The organism is Mesorhizobium sp. M7A.F.Ce.TU.012.03.2.1 (assembly GCF_004006095.1).
In the GTDB taxonomy this organism is placed as follows: Bacteria; Pseudomonadota; Alphaproteobacteria; order Rhizobiales; family Rhizobiaceae; genus Mesorhizobium.
Genome location: NZ_CP034779.1, coordinates 210,075 through 228,264 on the forward strand (window position 1 = coordinate 210,075; position 18,190 = coordinate 228,264).

The 18,190-nt window shown below is 60.9% G+C and carries 17 protein-coding genes; 6 read left to right on the forward strand and 11 right to left on the reverse strand.

Annotation, left to right across the window (positions count from 1 at the left end):
- Window position 1 precedes the first annotated feature (1 nt).
- Genes EJ079_RS01075 through EJ079_RS01100 form a run of 6 tightly spaced genes read right to left on the reverse strand, consistent with a single transcriptional unit; the run spans window position 2 to window position 6,888 of the window.
- Entirely contained in the window at window positions 2-862 is an 861-nt protein-coding gene (locus tag EJ079_RS01075; RefSeq protein WP_127807834.1) for an ABC transporter permease, read from the reverse strand.
- Window positions 863-921: 59 nt separating this feature from the next.
- Entirely contained in the window at window positions 922-1,926 is a 1,005-nt protein-coding gene (locus EJ079_RS01080; RefSeq protein WP_127397116.1) for an ABC transporter substrate-binding protein, read from the reverse strand.
- A gap of 59 nt (window positions 1,927-1,985) precedes the next feature.
- Window positions 1,986-3,455 (reverse strand): aldehyde dehydrogenase, encoded by a 1,470-nt coding sequence (locus tag EJ079_RS01085; protein ID WP_127397115.1) that lies wholly within the window; start codon window positions 3,453-3,455, stop codon window positions 1,986-1,988.
- Window positions 3,456-3,465: 10 nt separating this feature from the next.
- Window positions 3,466-4,503, reverse strand: a complete 1,038-nt coding sequence (locus EJ079_RS01090; protein WP_127397114.1) for an LLM class flavin-dependent oxidoreductase — start codon at window positions 4,501-4,503, stop codon at window positions 3,466-3,468.
- A complete protein-coding gene (locus tag EJ079_RS34110) occupies window positions 4,500-6,308 on the reverse strand; it encodes an alpha/beta fold hydrolase (protein ID WP_127807835.1) in 1,809 nt (602 codons plus the stop codon). The genes EJ079_RS01090 and EJ079_RS34110 overlap by 4 nt, the downstream gene beginning before the upstream one ends.
- Window positions 6,301-6,888 (reverse strand): amino acid synthesis family protein, encoded by a 588-nt coding sequence (locus tag EJ079_RS01100; RefSeq protein ID WP_127268589.1) that lies wholly within the window; start codon window positions 6,886-6,888, stop codon window positions 6,301-6,303. Before EJ079_RS01100 ends, EJ079_RS34110 begins: the two co-directional genes overlap by 8 nt.
- Window positions 6,889-7,021: 133 nt before the next feature.
- On the opposite strand from EJ079_RS01100, the gene EJ079_RS01105 reads away from it, so the two are divergent.
- Window positions 7,022-7,699, forward strand: coding sequence for a GntR family transcriptional regulator (locus EJ079_RS01105; protein WP_127807836.1), 678 nt, complete (start codon window positions 7,022-7,024; stop codon window positions 7,697-7,699).
- A 1,225-nt stretch (window positions 7,700-8,924) separates the two neighbouring features.
- Window positions 8,925-9,515 (forward strand): FAD-dependent oxidoreductase, encoded by a 591-nt coding sequence (locus EJ079_RS33660; RefSeq protein WP_245481789.1) that lies wholly within the window; start codon window positions 8,925-8,927, stop codon window positions 9,513-9,515.
- Between the two features lie 386 nt (window positions 9,516-9,901).
- Here EJ079_RS33660 and EJ079_RS01120 read toward each other — a convergent pair whose 3' ends face one another.
- Together EJ079_RS01120 and EJ079_RS01125 are read right to left on the reverse strand one after the other, a co-directional pair.
- The gene (locus EJ079_RS01120; protein WP_245481790.1) at window positions 9,902-10,237 is read right to left on the reverse strand and encodes a winged helix-turn-helix domain-containing protein; all 336 of its coding nucleotides are present in this window, start codon (window positions 10,235-10,237) and stop codon (window positions 9,902-9,904) included.
- Entirely contained in the window at window positions 10,221-11,096 is an 876-nt protein-coding gene (locus tag EJ079_RS01125; protein WP_127807837.1) for a DNA ligase, read from the reverse strand. Before EJ079_RS01125 ends, EJ079_RS01120 begins: the two co-directional genes overlap by 17 nt.
- A gap of 1,682 nt (window positions 11,097-12,778) precedes the next feature.
- On the opposite strand from EJ079_RS01125, the gene EJ079_RS01130 reads away from it, so the two are divergent.
- Window positions 12,779-13,072, forward strand: a complete 294-nt coding sequence (locus EJ079_RS01130) for a helix-turn-helix transcriptional regulator (RefSeq protein ID WP_127811251.1) — start codon at window positions 12,779-12,781, stop codon at window positions 13,070-13,072.
- Window positions 13,073-14,231: 1,159 nt separating this feature from the next.
- On the opposite strand, the gene EJ079_RS01140 is transcribed toward EJ079_RS01130, so the two are convergent.
- On the reverse strand, window positions 14,232-15,338 hold the full coding sequence (locus EJ079_RS01140) for a PAS domain-containing sensor histidine kinase (protein WP_127807838.1): 1,107 nt from the start codon (window positions 15,336-15,338) through the stop codon (window positions 14,232-14,234).
- A 7-nt stretch (window positions 15,339-15,345) separates the two neighbouring features.
- The gene (locus EJ079_RS01145) at window positions 15,346-16,134 is read right to left on the reverse strand and encodes an alpha/beta hydrolase (protein ID WP_127807839.1); all 789 of its coding nucleotides are present in this window, start codon (window positions 16,132-16,134) and stop codon (window positions 15,346-15,348) included.
- A gap of 134 nt (window positions 16,135-16,268) precedes the next feature.
- On the opposite strand from EJ079_RS01145, the gene EJ079_RS33470 reads away from it, so the two are divergent.
- The 3 genes from EJ079_RS33470 (at window position 16,269) to EJ079_RS34115 (ending at window position 17,138) form a co-directional block, all read left to right on the forward strand.
- The gene (locus EJ079_RS33470) at window positions 16,269-16,442 is read left to right on the forward strand and encodes a hypothetical protein (protein ID WP_174800297.1); all 174 of its coding nucleotides are present in this window, start codon (window positions 16,269-16,271) and stop codon (window positions 16,440-16,442) included.
- A 261-nt stretch (window positions 16,443-16,703) separates the two neighbouring features.
- On the forward strand, window positions 16,704-16,889 hold the full coding sequence (locus tag EJ079_RS01155) for a hypothetical protein (RefSeq protein ID WP_127332018.1): 186 nt from the start codon (window positions 16,704-16,706) through the stop codon (window positions 16,887-16,889).
- A 126-nt stretch (window positions 16,890-17,015) separates the two neighbouring features.
- Entirely contained in the window at window positions 17,016-17,138 is a 123-nt protein-coding gene (locus EJ079_RS34115; RefSeq protein WP_281040144.1) for a hypothetical protein, read from the forward strand.
- 1 nt (window position 17,139) lies between these two features.
- Here EJ079_RS34115 and EJ079_RS01165 read toward each other — a convergent pair whose 3' ends face one another.
- Window positions 17,140-18,108 carry a manganese catalase family protein gene (locus tag EJ079_RS01165; RefSeq protein WP_127807841.1) on the reverse strand — a complete coding sequence of 323 codons (969 nt, stop codon included), beginning with the start codon at window positions 18,106-18,108 and terminating at the stop codon, window positions 17,140-17,142.
- Window positions 18,109-18,190 lie beyond the last annotated feature (82 nt).

Below are 18,190 nucleotides of genomic sequence, written 5' to 3' on the forward strand. Positions count from 1 at the left end.
GTCAGATCCCTCCCCCGGCGCGCCTGGCACCAACCAGGCGAAGCTGGATCGCGTAGAGCGCCATGGTGAAGACAAGCAGGACGAAGGCGGCCGCACTGCCGAGCCCCCAGTTGAGTAGCGACTGCACCGTCTGGGCGATCATCTCTGCCAGCATCATGTTCGATGTGCCGCCGAGCAGGGCCGGCGTGACGAAGTAGCCGAGCGACATGACGAAGACCATCAGACCGCCGGCGGCGACGCCCGGAAGAGACAGCGGCAAGAGGATGCGGCGGAAGGCCTCGAACGGGCTTGCGCCGCAAAGGGCGGCGGCGCGCAGCGTCATAGGGTCGATGGCGCGCAAAGTGCCCACCAGCGGCAGGATCATGAAGGGCAGCATGATGTAGACCATGCCAATGGTGACCCCGGCCAGATTATTGATAAGCGGTAGCGGCTCGTGGATGATGCCGAGCCCCATCAGTGCCCGGTTGATCACCCCCGTACGCTGCAGCAGCACCATCCATGCATAGGTGCGGGTGAGAAGGTTGGTCCACATCGACAGCACGATGATGCCGAAGACGATCGATCCCATGGCCGGCGGCATGATCGCCAGCATCCAGGCAACGGGAAAGGCCACCAGGATGGTGACGGCGGTTACGACCGATGCGACCAGGAAAGTGTTGAGGAACACCCGCACATAGGTGCCGCTGCCGAACAGGGTCGCGTAGTTCTGCAGGCCCGGTTCAGGATCGGTTACGCTGCGCAGCAGCAGGGCCACCACCGGCATGATGAAGAACAGGCCGACCAGCAGCAGAGCCGGCAAGGCGCTGCCGCTGCCGGCCGGCAGGCCGGCGACTGAGCTGCGTCTGAAAGAAATTCCTTGCATCGAGCGGTCCTGTCCCGAAACGGGGCGCGCAAGCCGCGCGCCCGTCACCTGCAACGGCGTTACTTGGTCTGCCAGGCATACCAGCGCGTGGCGATCTCATCTCGATGCTCGGCCCAGTAGTTCATGTCGAGGTTGATCTGTCCCTCAACATGGGCATCGGGGAGTGCTTTGACGGCATCGGCGGGCATCTCAGCCTTGGCCTTGGTATTGATCGGCGCATAGCCGCTTGCCTCGGCGAATTTCGCCTGGCCGGTCGGGCTGGACGCAGCGGCAAGGAACTTCATCGCACTGCCCTTGTTCTTGGCGCCTTTCGGCACGACGAGCACGTCGGCGGCGGTGAGGTTCTGGTTCCAGGAGACTCCGACATCGGTGCCATCCTGCTGAAGGGCAAAGACGCGCCCGTTCCACAGTTGCCCGAAGGCGGCCTCCCCGGAAGCGATCAGCTGCTGTGACTCAGCACCGCCGCCCCACCAGACGATGTCGGACTTGATGGTGTCGAGTTTCTTGAAGGCACGGTCGAGGTCAAGCGGATAGAGCTTGTCCGCCGGCACGCCGTCGGCGAGCAGCGCGATCTCGATGACGCCGGGCGCCGACCATTTGTAGAAGGTCCGCTTGCCGGGAAACTTCTTGGTGTCGAACATGTCGGCCCAGCCGGTCGGTTCGCCCGTTACGGCACTCTTGTTCCACGCGAGCACGAAGGAATAATAGAAGCTGCCGACGGCATGCTCATTGCTGAAGCGCGGGTCGAGATCGGCCCTGGGCACCAGGGAATAGTCGATCGGTTCCAGCAGCCCGTCCTTGGCGGCCTTGATGGCGAAGTCCATCTCCACGTCGACGACATCCCAGGTAACGTTGCCGGCATCGACCATGGCCTTGAGCTTGCCGTAGTCGGTTGGTCCGTCTTGCAGGACCTTGATGCCGGAGTTGTCCTCGAAGGGGGCTGCCCAGGATTTCGTCTGCGCCTCTTGCGTGGTGCCACCCCAACTTGTGAAGGCCATTTCATCGGCCTTGCCAGCGGTGGCGGCGAGCAGTCCGGCCAGCAAGCCGGTCAGAAACAATTTCATGATATTCTCCTCTGTTGGTCTGTTCTTGTTTTTCTCAATGCACCTGCGCCCCACATCCCTCAGCGCATGACGAAGGGATCCGGGATCGGCTCGTCCGACGTCTTGATCCAGACGGATTTCGAGCGCGTGTAATCTCTGATGGCGTCGAGCCCGCCTTCGCGGCCGAGACCCGACAGGCCGTAACCGCCAAACGGAACGAGCGGCGATACGGCGCGATAGGTGTTGACCCAGACAACACCGGCATGGATGTCACGCGCCATGCGATGCGCCTTGCCGAGATTGCTGGTGAACACGCCCGAAGCCAGGCCAAAGGGCGTATCGTTGGCGAGCGCCAGTGCCTGCGCCTCGCTGTCGAAGGCAAGCACGCTGAGCACCGGCCCGAACAATTCCTCGCGCACGCAAGGCAGGTCGCTGCCGCCGGCGTCGATGATAGTCGGCGCGTAGTAGAAGCCGTCGCCGGTTGGCCGCGTTCCACCGGTGACCAGTCTGCCGCCCGCGGCAAGGCTCTCCGCGACCACCTTCTCGATCCAGTCTCGCTGGCGCAGCGTGGCGAGCGGCCCCATTTCTGTGGCCGGATCCTGTGGGTCGCCGATGCGGATCGCTTCGGCCTTGCGCTTCAGCCGGACGAGGAACTCATCTTTTACCGAACGCTCGATCAGCAACCGTGACCCGGCGACGCAGCTCTGGCCGGTCGCGGCGAAAATGCCGGCGACAACCGCATTGGCGGCGCTGTCGAGGTCGGCGTCGGCAAAGACGACGATCGGGCTTTTGCCGCCGAGCTCCAGCGTCGTGTAGGCAAGGTTCTCCGCCGTATTCCTGACAATGGCGCGCGCCGTCGAGGGGCCGCCGGTGAAGGCGACGCGCGAGACCAGTTTGTGGCTGGTCAGGCGCTGGCCGCACTCATGGCCGAAGCCGGTGAGGATGTTGACGACGCCGGAGGGAAAGTCGGCTTCCTCGACGAGTTCGGCAAAAGCGAGCAGCGGCGCCGGACCATCCTCGGAGGCCTTGAGCACGATTGTGCAGCCCGCGGCCAGCGCCGGGCCGAGCTTGACGGCCGAAAGGAACAGCTGCGAATTCCACGGCACGACGGCGGCAACGACGCCGATCGGCTCGCGACGAATGGTGACGTCGAGATCCGGCTTGTCGATCGGCACATGCGCGCCTTCGTGCTTGTCGGCGAGCCCGCCATAATAGCGGTAGTAGTCGCCGACATAGGCGATCTGGGCGCGCGTTTCGCGGATGATCTTGCCGGTGTCGCGTGTCTCGAGTTGGGCAAGGCTCGCGGCATTGGCGGCGACGAGGTCACCGAGCTTGACAAGCAGCTTTCCACGCTCTGTCGCTGTCATCCTTCGCCATGGGTCTGAGCGCAATGCGCGGTGCGCCGCCTCGACGGCGCGGTCGACATCGGCTTCGCTCGCCACCGGCATCCTGGCCCAGGCCGCGCCGGTCGACGGGTCGACGCTGTCGAACGTGGCTGATGGCTCGTCGAAGCGGCCGTCGATGAAGTTCCTGAAAACAGCGTCGGTCATGGGCTCGCGATCAGAGGAAAGCCGGCATTACCCGGTCGATGAACAGTTTCAGCGATTTCGTTTTGCGCTCATGCGAAAGCCCGCTGTCGATCCAGATCGAATACTGGTCGTAGCCGAGCGCCTCATAAGCCTTCAGTCGAGCGAGGACTTCGTCGGCTTCGCCGATCACCAGATTCTGCCTGATCCTGTCCGGCGCGTATTGCGGCATGGCCGCGATCTCGTCCTCCGTCAGCGGTTCCAATATGCCTTGGTGCACCGGCTTCTTGTTTTGGAACCAGGCGCCGAACTGGCAGTAAAAGGCCGACAGGTCCTGGGTGAGGCGATCGGCATCGGCTGCGTCCTCGGCGACGAAGGTGTGCATCAAAAGCATAATCTCCGGCCGTTCGATCTCGGGATGCGCGGCGCAGGCTCCGTTGAAGCGCTGCATCAGGGTCGCCACCTCGTCGTCGCCAGAAGCCAGCGGCGTCACCTGCACCTTGCATCCATGGGAAACGGCAAAATCGTGCGAGTTCGGATCGCGCGCCGCCACCCAGATCGGGGGGTAGGGTTTCTGCAGCGGCTTGGGCGAGGAGGTGGTGGGCGGGAACTGCCAGAACTCGCCTGAGAGCTCGAAGTCGCCTTCCCAGAGGCCGCGGATCGCCGGTATGATCTCACGCATGCGCTGGCCGGCGCCCCAGGCGTCGAGGCCTGGAAAAATACGCTGATATTCATAACTGTAGGCGCCGCGCGCGATGCCGATGTCGAGCCGACCACCGCTAATGACGTCGGCCATCGCCGCTTCGCCGGCAAGTTTGATCGGATGCCAGAAGGGCGCGATCACGGTTCCGGTACCGAGACGGATCCGGCTGGTTTTGGCCGCGAGATAAGCGATATTGATAAAAGGATTGGGCGAAATGGTGAATTCCATGCCGTGATGCTCGCCGATCCAGGCGGTCTCGAATCCGGCCTGTTCGGCCATCAGGACCAACTCCTCGAGCTCGGTCACGAGCTCGGAATGCGGCTTGGCGAGGTCCGACCGTTCCATATGCACGAAGAGCGAGAATTTCATCGCTGGTCACCTGTGTTGGGTGCTGTGGAACCGGCGGTCCTGGCGAGCGGCCGGACCTCGCCTTCGACATCGTTGCCGACATAGACGCCGAATGCATCCACTGAGCATTCCTTGACATAGCGTGCGAGCATCGAGCGGATCGCCGGATCGGCGATTTTCAACTCCTCGATCGCGTGGATCTCGACCAGCCTGATGCCGCGATCGCTGGAAGCGGGCACGTCGAACGTGCCGCGATAGTAGACATGTGTGCGCGAAACATCTCTGGCATCGTCCCAGACGGCGAAAAGGAAGCCCAGCTTGGCCTCGATGGCCCTCGCGGCAAGCACCCCTCGCAGGCTTTTCCCATCGCCAGCCGCACCCAGACCCCGACCGCGCGGCAGTTCAAAACCATCCGCCGTGTCCAGGAACAGGATCCGGCCGCCATTCTCGAGGATGGCGCCGACATCGGTGCCGGGCTGGGTGGCTGCCAGCGCGTCCTGGCTGAGGCCGGGCGCGACATACGCGCCGCGGCAATAGCCGAGCGGCTGCGCGGAATTGTGCTCGAAATCGCGGACGCGGCCAATGAGGATCGAATGATCACCGGCATCGACCAGCCGCTCCATGTCGCAGTCGAAGGATGCGACGGAGCCGTCCAGCACGGGGCTGCCCGTTCGTCCCGGTCGCCAGGCAACGGCGGCGAACTTGTCGGCCGCTTTCGAGGCGAATATGCCGGACGCTGCCTTCTGATCCTCGTTGAGGACGTTGATGGCGAAGCTTTTCGATGTCGCAAAGACAGGATGGCCAACCGCCTTGTGAGCGATGCAGACCAGCACCAAAGGTGGATCAAGCGACACCGAGGTGAAGGAGTTGGCGGTGAAGCCGCGCGGCTCGCCTTCGGGCCCGATGGTGGTGACGATGGTGACGCCGGTGAGGAAGGAACCCAGCGCACGGCGGAACTCGCTGCCGTCGAACCCGGTGTTCGCCGCGGCAGCGCTGTCTTGCTCGATCGCTTCGCCTTCTTTGAGGAAGTCGACGATATGGCGCGTCGTCAGGCCGGGATCCGCCACCGCCATCATATGCCGCTCGCCTGAGAGCACTGTGCAGCGGCCATGCGGCGCCAGCCGCGCCATCGCGGCCGACATTGCCGGCGAAGAATTCCTGTCCTCGGAACCGGTCATGAACAGGGCCGGTACGGCTAGCCTCGGCAGGCGGTCAGCGTGGTCGCTGTCGGCACGAGCGAACAGGCGATAGGTGCGAGCATAACCTTCCGGGTCGACGGCACCCAGTACGGCGGCCGTCTTCCGTGCAGCCGCCTCGAGCTCGACCGGCACCGGATCTCCGAACCAGCGGGCAATGGTCTGTGCCGTGCCGGTCACGTCACTCTTGCCGGTAAGCGCCACCGCGCGCTGGCGAACAGCTTCGGCCAGTTCAGGTGGCCGCCGGAACACGGCATTCAGCGAGACGATGCGGCGGACGCGCTCGGCTGCGCGTAGCGCGAGTTCCTGGGCAACGAGCGCGCCCATCGAGTGGCCGATGACGGATACTTTGTCGAGGCCGAGATGGTCGAGCAGGCGAATGGCCTGATCAGCATAGTCGGCGAGTTCTGGGTTCTGCGGCGGCAGCGGCGACTGACCGTGGCCGAGCATGTCGATGGCGATGACGTCGAAGCTATCGGACATCCGCTCGATCTGCGGCTGCCAGATCTCGGCGTTCATACCAACGCCATGAATAAAAAGCACCGGTGCGCCCGCGCCGACACGGATGAAGCCGGTGCCGTCGGGCGCCGCACCCCGTCGAACCCATGCCGATGCGGAAGCGTCAGCCATGCACGTCCCCAAGCTCTTTGAGGTCCTGGTAGCGGTCGCCGATTCGATGATGCGGGCGGCCGCCGATCGAGGCGCCGAGCGCCACAACCAGCTCGTCGGGCGCCGGTGCATCGCCGATCTGGAAATGCACGGTGAGGTAATGCGAGCGCCGCCCTTCGTCATTTTTGTCCATCAGCGGAATGATGATCGGGGTGTTCGGCCCGCCGCGCAGATTGGTGAAGGCAAGGTAGGTCTTGGCGCTTACGGCACGCCGATAGTGGTTGCCAAAGTGCAGCGTATGGATCAACGCCGACGCATGCTCGATCTCGCCCGACGTACCGCAGATGGCGGCCTTGCCATAGCCCTCGATAGCCTCGCCGGAACCGGCGGCGGCAACGATCTCGTGGGTCAGGATCTCTCCCAGCACCGGCGCACAGGCTCGGATTTGGGGCGACAGATCGTCGGTGAAGCCGCGACCGGCCCAAGGATTGGTCAGCACCGCTGCGACGCCGATAAGGCGCAGCGGCCGGGGGGCGGCCTTGCCGCCTTCGATCAGCGTGTTCTCGGTATAGGTAACGATCTTACGAATGGCGGGCTGCATGGAATTCCTCGGGTAGGTGGCGCCTCGGGACATCCAATCCCGCTATCATCTTATGGTATACCATGCTATGGAGCGCCAAGTGCCTTGTCAACCGGGCATCGAATCTGTTTTCGTAGCGGCGCAGGAGGCATACATGCTAGACGACACGCTTCGCATCGACCGCAGCTCCAAGACCTTGAGGACGCTGGCGCTGGAGCGCATGCGCGAAGCGATCATGGATTTCCATTTCCAGCCTGGCGAAAGGCTTGTCGAACGGCCGCTTTGCGACCAGCTCGGCGTCAGCCGTTCCGTCGTGCGTGAGGTACTGCGGCAGCTGGAGGCAGAGGGGCTCGTGCAGATGATCCCTGGGCATGGGCCGGCCGTCGCCAGGCCGGACCTCGGCCGTACCGACGAGATCTACGAGCTTCGGGCTCTGCTTGAAGGCATCGCGGCCCGAGCCTGTGCCCTGTCGGCCACCGGCGAGCAGTTGGCAACGCTCGAAGGGGCGCTGGCGGATTTGTTCGATGCGTGGGCGTCGGCGACGCCGCCTGCGGTGATGCGGGCGACGACCAAATTCTACGAGGCACTGTTCGAGGCCGCCGACAAGCGTGTCGCCTGGGAAATCGTCTCCGGGCTGAATGTCCGCATCAACCAGCTTCGTTCGATGACAATCGTCTCGACCAACCGGCGCGAAGCGGCGATCGCCGAGATGAACGAGATCATGGATGCGATCCGCGCACACAAGCCGGAAGCGGCGGAAGCAGCAGCGCGGCGGCATGTCGAGTCCGCCTGGAAGATCGCCCGGAACACACTACGCGTCGATTGTCCTTAGTCTCACCACCAAATTTCCAACAGAGCCGATCGCCCACGAATCGGGCTGCGTGCGGAAGCTTTACATCACCTTAAGAGTGCCGCAGCAACACCCCGCTCTATGCAGAGGGTGCCTCTGGGGCTCGTCGCGTGGAGCGAGCGGTTTTCTTCGCTACTTCGATTCTCAGGAAGCTAATCACGCGGCCTCTCTTGTGTCATCGTAGCTGACAGCAGACTTCTCGAAAGCCAGATCACTCCGTCGAGCCCAGTTCCTCTCAGCATCGAGCAGCTCATTCTCCCCACTCAAACCGTTCATGAACAGCCTGAGTACGTGCGCAGCCGTGCGCTCTCCCGCCCGCGAAGCAACAGGTACGCCGCGCTCTTTGCAGACCGTCTCACAAACACGGGCAAGCATCACAATGTCGCTCGGTTCTAAAAATCCACCTGGATACAACATACCGTCCTCTGTTGGAAAGCTACGTGAGCCTTTGATTACGCTAGGTCACCGGCAGCAACAATCAACTATGATAGTCTGCACCTCGACTGGTCAGAAAATCTGAGCGACCTTCAGACGGTGGGCATCGCGCCACTCCGAGTCGGAAGGACAGAACTATCAGGCTAGGTTTTCCCGTTAGGTCGATTCGGTCCAATCGCGTGGGCCCGGGTAATGCGAACGGTCGCTCGTCTAATGGCAAGTTGGCCGGTGAAATGCCATGTCGGCATTTTCGGGCACCTGGAATTGAAGCCTTGCAAAAGCTGGAACCCCTCGGTGTCGCAGACCGCGCAAATCAAATCGAGGCGCGCACCGCCGCCCGGTGAGAGACACCTCGACGAGTTGCCGCGAAAATCCACCTTGAAGGCCTGACCGTCAGCTACTCATCCCCCTGCCAAAGCAGGGAACAAGATCCTTTGGGCAATGTTAGGCGCAATGCCAAGTTCTTCCTCCGGTCATGTGTTTGACGTGGCGATTGTCGGCGGCGGCCCCGCAGGACTTGCGGCAGGCATGTATCTGGCGAGATTCTTGCGTTCGGTGATCTTGGTCGACGCTGGCGACGCACGAGCCAAGCTCATTCCAAAATCGCATAACTGTCCTGGCTTCCCGGACGGCGTAGGCGCGCCAGAGTTGCTCGGCCGTCTCAAAGCCCAGGCACGGTGCAGGCGTTGTGGACGGTCGTGTAGCGGGCGCCGAGAAGCGCGACGGGACCTTTCTGCTGACGACCACCTTCGGGACCATCCGAGCACAGCGCATGGTTCTTGCAACCGGGATTGTGGACAAGGCCCCGGCAATAGAAGAGCTGGAGGAGGCGGTGGCGGCCGGCACCGTCCGACTGTGTCCGGTCTGCGACGCCTACGAGCCCGTGGGCAAGCGCATCGGCGTCGTAGGCCCAGTGCATCTGGCACTCAAGGAGGCCCTGTTCTTGAAGGAGTACAGGGGTCAGGTCACCTTGCTCGCCAGCTATCCGGAGGATATTTCCGAGGACGCTCGCGGCATGGCCTCGGCAGGCGTCATCGAATCTGGGACACCGTCGAGAATCTGGTCGCTCGGGCAACCGGGTTCGACGTTGTCATGGCCGACGGTGCGCCAATGCGGGACGTGGATGTGGTGTACCCCGCAATGGGCTCTGATGTGCGCTCTGAAACTTGCCGTCGCACTCGGTGCAGGGTGTGACGCGCAAGGATATGTTCTGGTCAGCCGACACCTCGAAACGTCCACTGCGGGCCTCTATGCCATTGGAGACGTGGCTGAGGGCCTCAATCAAATTGCCGTTGCGTTTGGTCATGCCGCCACCGCAGCAAGACCTATCGACAACGCACTTCAGTCTAGGCCGGGAAGCTGACCGGCCACCCTGCCATGGGGTAGCGTCTGACCTAACGAAGGCCGGCACGGTTGCGAATTTGGGGGTGGATCACGCCGTGCCGGCCAGTGCTGGACGCCCCAGCTCAGTTACGCTACCGGCACAATAGGAATCCAGCAATTAAACCTGATGGTCTAGGTAGCCCGTCGGCCATTCCGCGATAGCGCCTCCCCTACGATCCGTCGCTGTCAAAATGTGCACTGTTGAGCGCACACGTCGTCGCGACGGGGCGCCCACGATCTGCCCCGGTTCGCGATAAGCGCGGCGTCAAATTTCAAACTGATACGCTGCCGTAATGCGCGGTCCAACTACTTGCAAACGAACAGTCGAACTCCCTTGCCACAGGCCATCACCGAACCGACTGGCTGTCACGGATTGAGGTCAGAAAGCATGTCGTTTTCTACCCATCTTTCCAAAAGCTGAATGAGCTTCAGAGCCCGGTCGGTGCACGAATAAAAGGTTGTGTTCCTTTCGTGTCTCTTGGCAACCAAATCAAATTTCCGCAACATGACAAGATGCTGAGAGAGAGCGGGTTGGCTCAGTCCAACCCGAAATGCCAGATCGCGGACCCGTATCTCGCCTTTGGCCATTATGAACAGAGACAGAAGTCGCTTCTCGTTGCCCATGGCCGCGAGGAGCCCGGCCGCGGATGCGGCATAACTGGGCAACTTTTCCGATCTGTCTTCCTCAGCCAGCGCCACCACTGTTGATCTCCCACAGATCCTGCACGGGAGCATTGCGCAGCTTGGGCTCGCCGCGTAGCGTCCGGACGCGAGCGTTGATGTCCGGCTTCACCCATTCGACCTCAGGCGTGACCTGCGCCGTGGGAACGCCATTCGGTGGCCCGGCCTTGGCCTTCTGCTCGCGTGTCCAGAGCCAGTTCTTGATTGCATCGGTTTTGGCGATCACCGCCTTGCCGACATTCTTGACGTGTCGTGCGAACAGCCTCTCTGTCCACTCGCCGGGCTGCCGCTTGATCCCAATAAGTTCAAAATCAATGTCCCAGCACTTCAGCCAGACTGCATCCTTTGCCCCGCTGCGGTAAGGGGTGACCTTGCGCTTCGAGACGATACCTTTGAGGCTCATCCGATCGGCCGCTTCGTAGATCTCGACACCGCCTTCGACATGCTGGCTGCACTGGACGATGCCTTCGGCCGGCTGGATGAGCTCCCGCAGGATTGCCTTGCGCTCGACCGCTGGCCGCCAGCGCAGATCTTCGCCACTTTTGTGCAGGATATCGAAGGCGACGAAGGCGAGCAGCTCGGCATTCCACGCCATGCGCGAATGCATCGCGTGAAAGTTCGGCCGGCCGCCCGGCTGCGGCGCGATCATCTCGCCGCCGGGAATGAAGGATTTCGCTTTCAGCTGCTCGGCGGCAGTGACGACAGGCCGGTGACGTTTCAGCCGGTCTATCCCCATGCGGGTGAAGGTGAGCGCGCCGGCCCAATCGAGAATGATCTGGGTGCAACAGCCATCATCTTTGATTTCGCACAGCCAGCCGTTGCTAACCGGCGGCTTCAGCGCCAGGACAGGCTCCTGCGGCTTGATGAACTTCAAACGCATGAACTGACTCGCAAACTGCGATTCAATTTAGCACACGCTTAATTAGTCTCGTAGCATTTTAACGAGTCATTGACCGCGCTGCCCCGTTATAGGACGGCGCGGTCAAAACCCAACCGGACTGCGCAGGCGGCTCCGGCACTGAAGCGCCCGCCCGAATGCCGGAGCCGCCACTCACACCTAATATACCAGCAATGGTTGAATCAACCGTTACCGCACGTGCTTTCCTCTGCGCTTCCCTGATCGTTACACTGTTGACCGAGCGGACCGAACGCTTCTAGACGATGAAAGTTCGATGGAGAGGACGAAGCTACCCGATCGTGGGCCCGTAATCCCGGCAAGCGGCATGCAGGATAGCTCTAACCTGCCTGACGTGCGGTGAGCAGACAATGCGAAGCTTCGCTAAGCGATCTTGCACATTGACCCTCTGAGCGGTCGATCCCCTATGGACCGCTTATACAGGGTCCGCCGCCGGCGCCTCAATAGGCGGCGGGCCGCAGGTCCCAGGGCGCTCAAATCGAACGCGAAACAGCCGTCTCGCACTCATTTGCCGATGCCGCGAGACGGGCTGCGGAAGCTTCCACCCAGTACGAGGCTTCCAGCGTTCCGAACCTTGGCTGCTGAAGATTGCTCCGTTAGCTTTTGCTGAAGCGGGTACTTGTTATGCTGCGGTGATTTTTCGTCGCCATGAAAAAACTAGCTGCCTCGGACAGGAACGGCTTGGCCCGAGCGGCTGGAGTCGCAAGACCCGTGGGAGGATAGTCCAGTTTCCGGATCCCGGAAACAGTATAAGTCGAAGCCGCGCTACTCGGAACTCCCAGGCCCCGCCAACCATTCCCGTAGATCTTCTTCGATTTTCGCCAAGACGTAGCGAATAATTGGCACTCCGCACGCAGGATCTCCCCTTCGATGGGAAATTGCTTGAACGAGATCGTCCAGGCGATCTAGATAAGGTAGGCGGCTCATCAGCCTTCACCACGCTGCACCTCACATGCGCTCTCCATGAATCAGTACCCACCACGCCACCGAGCCGTGGCGGGTACTCAGCCAACCGCCGACGAAGGGACGATGATCGACGGTCACATTTCCAAATGTAGAAAAGGCTCCGTTGTTTCAGGGTCGGACCTTTGCGAGTCCATGTCGGGCTTCAGTCGGGCCCAGACACGATAGAGTGCCTGCAAGGGTGTGTAGCAGCGCCAGCGCGAAGGCCCCGTCACTGACCAGCAATGATGGATTTCGGAAACCAGGTTGCCTGGTCCGCAAGACTCAGTGGGTCCGCCCCCACTTGCGGGTAGAGGCGGACCCGACCGAGGCTTGGGGGCCTCGACCGGCAGCGGGGGACGCTGCCGCTTTTTCAACCTGCCGCAGCATATCAGGTTCCGCTGATTCACAAAAAGCCCACCGGGAAGATGGCGGGCAGGTTCTGGAGTGTGCTGGGACCAACCAGCATAGGTCAACAAGCCGCGACAGGGTTGGTCCCGATAGCGGGCGGACGCCGCCAAGCGGCAGCCCTCGTTTCACCCGCCCGCTGCTTGTCCCACACTCTCGTCCCGGCGCCGCCTGTAGCCTGTCACATGCATCGCTGAGACATCGCTCGTAACGACCGTCCCCTCGCGGGGAAGATCGATCATCCGATGTCGCACAGATCGAAGGAACATTTTAGAGTTATCGAATGTTCACATCCTATGGACAGCCGAACCCAACTCTCAGCAGCTCAATCGAGAACAGCACGCGCCCTGCTGAACTGGTCGCGGGTGCGCCTTGCCGCAAAAGCCAGTCTCGGCGAAATGGCGATCAGAGATTTTGAGAACGGTATTCGAAATCCGCGTCCCCACAAGATCGCGGCCATGCGCCAAGCGTTTGAGGACGCGGGAATTACTTTCACCTTCGAAGGCGCTCAGTCGCTAGCCCGCCCTGAAGGTCATAGCGGTCTCGCCACCACCAATAGAATGTGGCGCCGCCGGCAGAGACAAGCATAACGATAAGGGTCCTTCATCCGCGTAGAGAGTATGTGTCTAGTGCGCGTGCCTGAGCATCGGTCTGCCGGCGACGACGCGCTCAAGCTGCTGGCACGCTTCGGCATGGTCGGCATCGCCGCCACAATTCTGTATGCCGCTTTGGTTACCGCTTTTATCGGAACGGCTCGCTGTCACCCCATCCAGCCCTCGCTTGGGGCATATGCCGCAGCCACCCTGTATTCGGACCTGGCTTACAGATCCCTGACGTTCGTGTCGGGCCCATCGCATCGAACTGAAGCTCCGCGTTTCCCGGCGATTCTTGACGCGCTCAGATAACATCGCGCCGTGTGACGGCGAGTCCTAGCCGCCTGCGCGGACGTCTCAATCGAGATGCCGGCCTTTCGCAGAATCGCCAGGAGTCTGGCAGGGGCATTGTTGTATTTGGTGGGTCATAAAGTTTTTGCGCCGGCCTTAGGAACATGCATCCGGAATCTAAGTTGTGGAACGTGCTTGGTGTGAGAACTCCCTCCCTCAAGTCCAAGCTCTGGTGCAGGGCCCGTCGCTGTGACCTCAGCGGCGGGCCAACCTGGAGAAACCCATGCAACCTTTTCGTAAGGCTGGAACCCGTTTGCAGCTCGGCTTCGGGCAGGTCTCAAAGCCAAGGCCCCCTCTAGTCGTGCCTTCAGCGGCCGGTCTACTCGTCAGACGCTCCACGGTCTCAATGATGGCCTTCGCCAGCGGCTCGGGTTGTAGTGACCAGTCAGCCCAATCCTCGGATGGTAGCACGCCAAGGGCGATATTTGCGGATCCGCGCCTGGACAGTTTGGCCTCCTACCAGAATACCGTTGAATTTACAGTTTGGTAAAAAATTTCCCATCAATCGTAGACTGACTTCGCGGCCGCCAGTGAGGAAGGAGGGTGACGGCCTTCCGGTGTCCTGCTCGGCTAGGAAAACCAAGCGCGATCCAAACTTCCATCCTGGGAGCAAGGTTGCCTTGAATCGAAAGTGGGTCCGCCCCACTGGCAGGCAGAGGCGGACTCGGCCGAGGGACCTCGACCGGCAGCGGGGACGCTGCCGCCGTTTCGAACCTGTTCCGACTATCAAGTTCCGCTAACGCACAAAAGAGCCCGTCACCTTCCGGCAGCGGGGGTGGAGAGCAGCCATGAGATAGTTGTGCGATCAATTTGCGGGGATACGGAGACTAAAGCGCGTTTGCTCCACATCGGAGACTACGTCCAAGCTTCCACCATGGGCGCGGGCAATTTCTGACGCGATGAAGAGCCCCAATCCCAGGCCCTGTTGGCGGCTCTTTGCCTCTCCTCGATAAAATGGCTGAAAGAGGCGTTGCAGCGCCGATTCCGGAATAGGCTTACCGCCGTTCGCAACCGACAGGCTAAAGAGGCCGTCCTGAACCTGCGCGGCTACCTTGATCGGAGTTTCAGGGTCGCCATGGGCGATGGCGTTTCCCATTAGGTTCGAGAAAAGCTGCGCGATCCTCGCATGATCAGCATCGATCATGCGTCCGTCCAGATTGAACGACACCTCGATCTGACGCTCCGGGTAGCTTGATCTTATCTCGTCAAGCACCTGCTGCAATGCGGGCTGGATCGGGTTATCGCGGTCCCTCGATAGTCCGAGCCCCCCTCCAAGTCGACCTCTCGCGAAATCCAAGACATTGTCGATCAAACCGCTCATCCGGGAAACGCTGGCCAGCATGAGGCGCAGGACTTGGGAGGTTTTTTCGTCGCTGGTGTCAGAGCTTCGGGCCAGCATGTGGACGCCAGCAGATATCGAAGCCAGGGGATTTCGAAGGTCGTGGCCAAGCACCGCTATGAACTGCTCGCGCAGTTCCGCAGTCTGTTGTGCGGAATTCAGGCCGATCTGCAGCTCGCGTCTGGCCTCACTCAGCTCTCGCTCGTAGCGTCGACGCTGCGTCGCGCGAAAGAGCGCCACGCGTGTCTCAATTAATTCTCCAGTGGGCGTCCGCTTTTCCCAGGCGTTGGCTAGGACTGACAGGCTCTCGCCATCCGACTTCATCACGTCCAACGCAACCTCATCAAAGGAGCCCTGCATCCTCAACAGGGGAGCGAAATGTGTCTCATAGAACATTCTTCCGGCGATATTGAGGATGTCACGGAAGCGTTTCCCGACAACTGCCTCCCTAGAAAACCCGGTCCATTTGTAGAAAGTAGTGTTTGCGTCGTCGATGCGCCCATCGGCAGCTACAACGAGGTAGCCACAAGGCGCGTTCTCAAAAAGGTCGAGGTATCTGTTACCAGCGTTCATTGTGTAGTCAGACGAACGACCGTATCGCCGCAACAACTTCGTGCGGCGAGCTGAGATTTGGGCAGTGGCCGACCGCGTCGAGGTGAACCAATTTACTGCCCGCGATGTGGTCGCGGACGTACTCACCGACTTGATCGCCGGCAATGATGTCGTCGGAACACTGCAGCACTAGCGTCCGCGCGGTGACTTTCGGCAGGTCGGCTCTGTTGTCGGATGTGAATGTGGCCCGCGCGAATTCACGAGCGATGTCGGGATCAGTTCGACAAAAGCTGTTGGTGAGCTCCTCAGCAAGTTCCGGCCGATCCGCGTTCCCCATGATTGCTGGCGCCATCGCGGCCGACCAGCCCATGTGGTTGTCGGCTAGAGATGAAAGCAGGCCCTCGACATCAGCCTCTGAAAAGCCGCCGACATAGCCGTCATCGTTTATATAGCGCGGAGACGGACCAACCAAAACAAGGGTCTCGAATATTTCGGGTGCCTTCAAGGATGCGAGCACCCCGATCATTGCGCTGACGGAATGCCCGACGAATACCGTTTTCCGCAATTCGAGAGCCCGACCGATTTCAATGAGGTCATCCGCGTAGCCGTCCAGCGAGGCGTATTTAGCGCTGTCGTACGCAGACAGGTCGGACTTCCCAGCCCCTACCTGGTCGAAAAGTACGGTGCGAAAATCGTGGCGGAATGCAGGCTCGACAAAACGCCACATGTTTTGATCACAGCCGAAGCCGTGGGCAAACACCATCGTTTTAGGTCCCGTGCCATGAGCCAGAACATTGTTGCGCTTCAGAACGTACATGTCTTCAGACCAGAGGAAATCGACACCTAAATAGCCCGTCTGAAAAAAACTTCAAATGGCAACGAAATGACGCCCGCACTCGGAGCGTATCTCTAGTCTGCACGTGGAGTTGATGAAGTTGTTCGTATAACCATATGGCGCAGCTCATTCCGGTGCTCGTTGTCGAGGACGACGAACTCATCCGGATCGATATCGTCGACTTCCTTGGGCATGAGGGGTTCGTCGATTACGAGGCAGCCGGTGCGGACGAGGATTCTGCTTCTGGAACAACATCCATCGGTCGGGAGACGATGCGAGGATACGGATAGCGGAAAATTCGCTCACGCGCATTGGTGTGGAGTTCGTCCATGGGGAAAATACCTTCTCCGCTTGAGGCACGCTTGGACATGAGGCGTGAAGCGCAAAAGAGCTGGGGATGCTATTGGTAGCGAGACGTATGCCGGTAACATATCGCTCAACAATTACCCCGCCTGCTAGGCCGGGCACTGTCTCGGTTGAAGTTTATCCGCCCTATCTGTCGCACGACGGGCCGATCTCCTATATGCTTAGCGGAAAGCATGTGAGTGCCAATGCCCTTCACTGTCATCTGGTATGGAAGACGCGGCATCGTCGACAAAGTGTCCTTCGACGCGGAGAAGGCGGCAAAAGACCATGCCATCGCGATGTTCCCGACCCGTAAGGGTGACGATGGGATCGTTTCAGTTGAAGTTCGTAAAGACAACGGCGCCGTCGTCTTTAGTCACGCGGAGAACTGAGAGAGCGAGGCCAGCGCCACAGCCGCCATCGATCCGTTCGATCTGCCGGGGGCGCGGATCGGCCGGCAATACCTCCAGCTGTGGCCTCGATCCGCGGCTGCGCCGAGAACGACTGGCCTGTCGCCGATGTCGTCGGACGGCTTGAATTGGGGCGCTGGGATCGAGCGGTCGATCGCCGAATATTCATTCGGCACTCAGGCCAAAATCGCCATTGCCGCCGCGCTGCTCGGCGCGCCATCGCTGCTCTAAACTAACGCTTACGTGCGCGTTTGACAGCAGCCTCTGCCACGGCCGGGGCCTCCTGAATGCTTGCCGCGCCGCCAAAATCCGCGTTCTTGGTTCTGCCGGCTCCCGGGCCAGCGCCCAGATCAGCGCCTGTGGTCGGATCGGAGGCCGGATCAGAAAGAGTACGGTCGGCCATCTTGGCCACCACCTTCATGTCTCTGGCGCCCATCTTGACGGTTGCCAAGCCGTCTCCGCCGTCGACGGGCATCACCTCTTCAAGGTCATCGATCCGATCCCACTCTTCGCCGGAATTCCATGGACCATTGGTATCGCCGTCACCTTGAGAGGTATTGACGTACATGCTGGCGTACTTCTCGATGCCTGGGAGCTTGCCTGACGGGAAATTGTTTTCGATGGCGTAGAGTGCTTTCTCAAACGACTTTTGGTGAGCGATCTCGCGTGTCATCAGGAAGCCGAGCGCGTCCTTGATGCCCGGATCATCGGTGATGTTGATGAGGCGTTCGTAAACGATCTTGGCGCGCGCTTCAGCGGCGATATTCGACCGCAAATCCACCGTAGGTTCACCGCGTGAGTCGACATAGGCCGCGGTCCAGGGAACGCCGGCTGAGTCGCACAGCGCGGGAGCACCGCCGAACAGGATCGATTCCTTGGCTGTTGTACCGCTGGCGCCGATCATCAGATAAAGGTCCGCTTCTTTCATCTGGCCCTCGGCAAGTTGTGCCTTGAGCCCCTTGTTCAGCATGGTGACGATCGATCCCACCACCTCAAGGTGGCTGAGTTCTTCAGTGGCTATGTCGAGCAACATGTCGCGACGGCCAAGATCATCCTCGCCAAGGCCTTGCGTGAAATACCGCATCGCCGCCGCAAGCTCACCATCGGCGCCACCGAATTGTTCCATGATCATGCAGGCCAGGCGGGGATTAGGCTCCGAAACGCGGACGGTGTATTGCAGGCGCTTGTTGTGCATGAACATCGGCAGTCCTCCAGGGGGTTGGCTTGCCCAACATCCGCCTACGAGGATTGTTCCACATTGCATCGAGTGACGCAGTGGATCC

Excerpts from the sequence above, each read along its gene's own strand:
- EJ079_RS01165 (WP_127807841.1), bottom strand. The coding sequence starts at position 18,108 with ATGTTCATGCACAACAAGCGCCTGCAATACACCGTCCGCGTTTCGGAG.
- EJ079_RS01105 (WP_127807836.1), top strand. The coding sequence starts at position 7,022 with ATGCTAGACGACACGCTTCGCATCGACCGCAGCTCCAAGACCTTGAGG.
- EJ079_RS34115 (WP_281040144.1), top strand. The coding sequence starts at position 17,016 with ATGTCGTCGGACGGCTTGAATTGGGGCGCTGGGATCGAGCGGTCGATC.
- EJ079_RS01100 (WP_127268589.1), bottom strand. The coding sequence starts at position 6,888 with ATGCAGCCCGCCATTCGTAAGATCGTTACCTATACCGAGAACACGCTG.
- EJ079_RS01080 (WP_127397116.1), bottom strand. The coding sequence starts at position 1,926 with ATGAAATTGTTTCTGACCGGCTTGCTGGCCGGACTGCTCGCCGCCACC.
- EJ079_RS01075 (WP_127807834.1), bottom strand. The coding sequence starts at position 862 with ATGCAAGGAATTTCTTTCAGACGCAGCTCAGTCGCCGGCCTGCCGGCC.
- EJ079_RS01085 (WP_127397115.1), bottom strand. The coding sequence starts at position 3,455 with ATGACCGACGCTGTTTTCAGGAACTTCATCGACGGCCGCTTCGACGAG.
- EJ079_RS34110 (WP_127807835.1), bottom strand. The coding sequence starts at position 6,308 with ATGGCTGACGCTTCCGCATCGGCATGGGTTCGACGGGGTGCGGCGCCC.
- EJ079_RS01090 (WP_127397114.1), bottom strand. The coding sequence starts at position 4,503 with ATGAAATTCTCGCTCTTCGTGCATATGGAACGGTCGGACCTCGCCAAG.
- EJ079_RS01155 (WP_127332018.1), top strand. The coding sequence starts at position 16,704 with ATGCCCTTCACTGTCATCTGGTATGGAAGACGCGGCATCGTCGACAAA.
- EJ079_RS01130 (WP_127811251.1), top strand. The coding sequence starts at position 12,779 with ATGGACAGCCGAACCCAACTCTCAGCAGCTCAATCGAGAACAGCACGC.
- EJ079_RS33470 (WP_174800297.1), top strand. The coding sequence starts at position 16,269 with ATGGCGCAGCTCATTCCGGTGCTCGTTGTCGAGGACGACGAACTCATC.
- EJ079_RS33660 (WP_245481789.1), top strand. The coding sequence starts at position 8,925 with ATGGTTCTTGCAACCGGGATTGTGGACAAGGCCCCGGCAATAGAAGAG.
- EJ079_RS01140 (WP_127807838.1), bottom strand. The coding sequence starts at position 15,338 with ATGAACGCTGGTAACAGATACCTCGACCTTTTTGAGAACGCGCCTTGT.
- EJ079_RS01125 (WP_127807837.1), bottom strand. The coding sequence starts at position 11,096 with ATGCGTTTGAAGTTCATCAAGCCGCAGGAGCCTGTCCTGGCGCTGAAG.
- EJ079_RS01145 (WP_127807839.1), bottom strand. The coding sequence starts at position 16,134 with ATGTACGTTCTGAAGCGCAACAATGTTCTGGCTCATGGCACGGGACCT.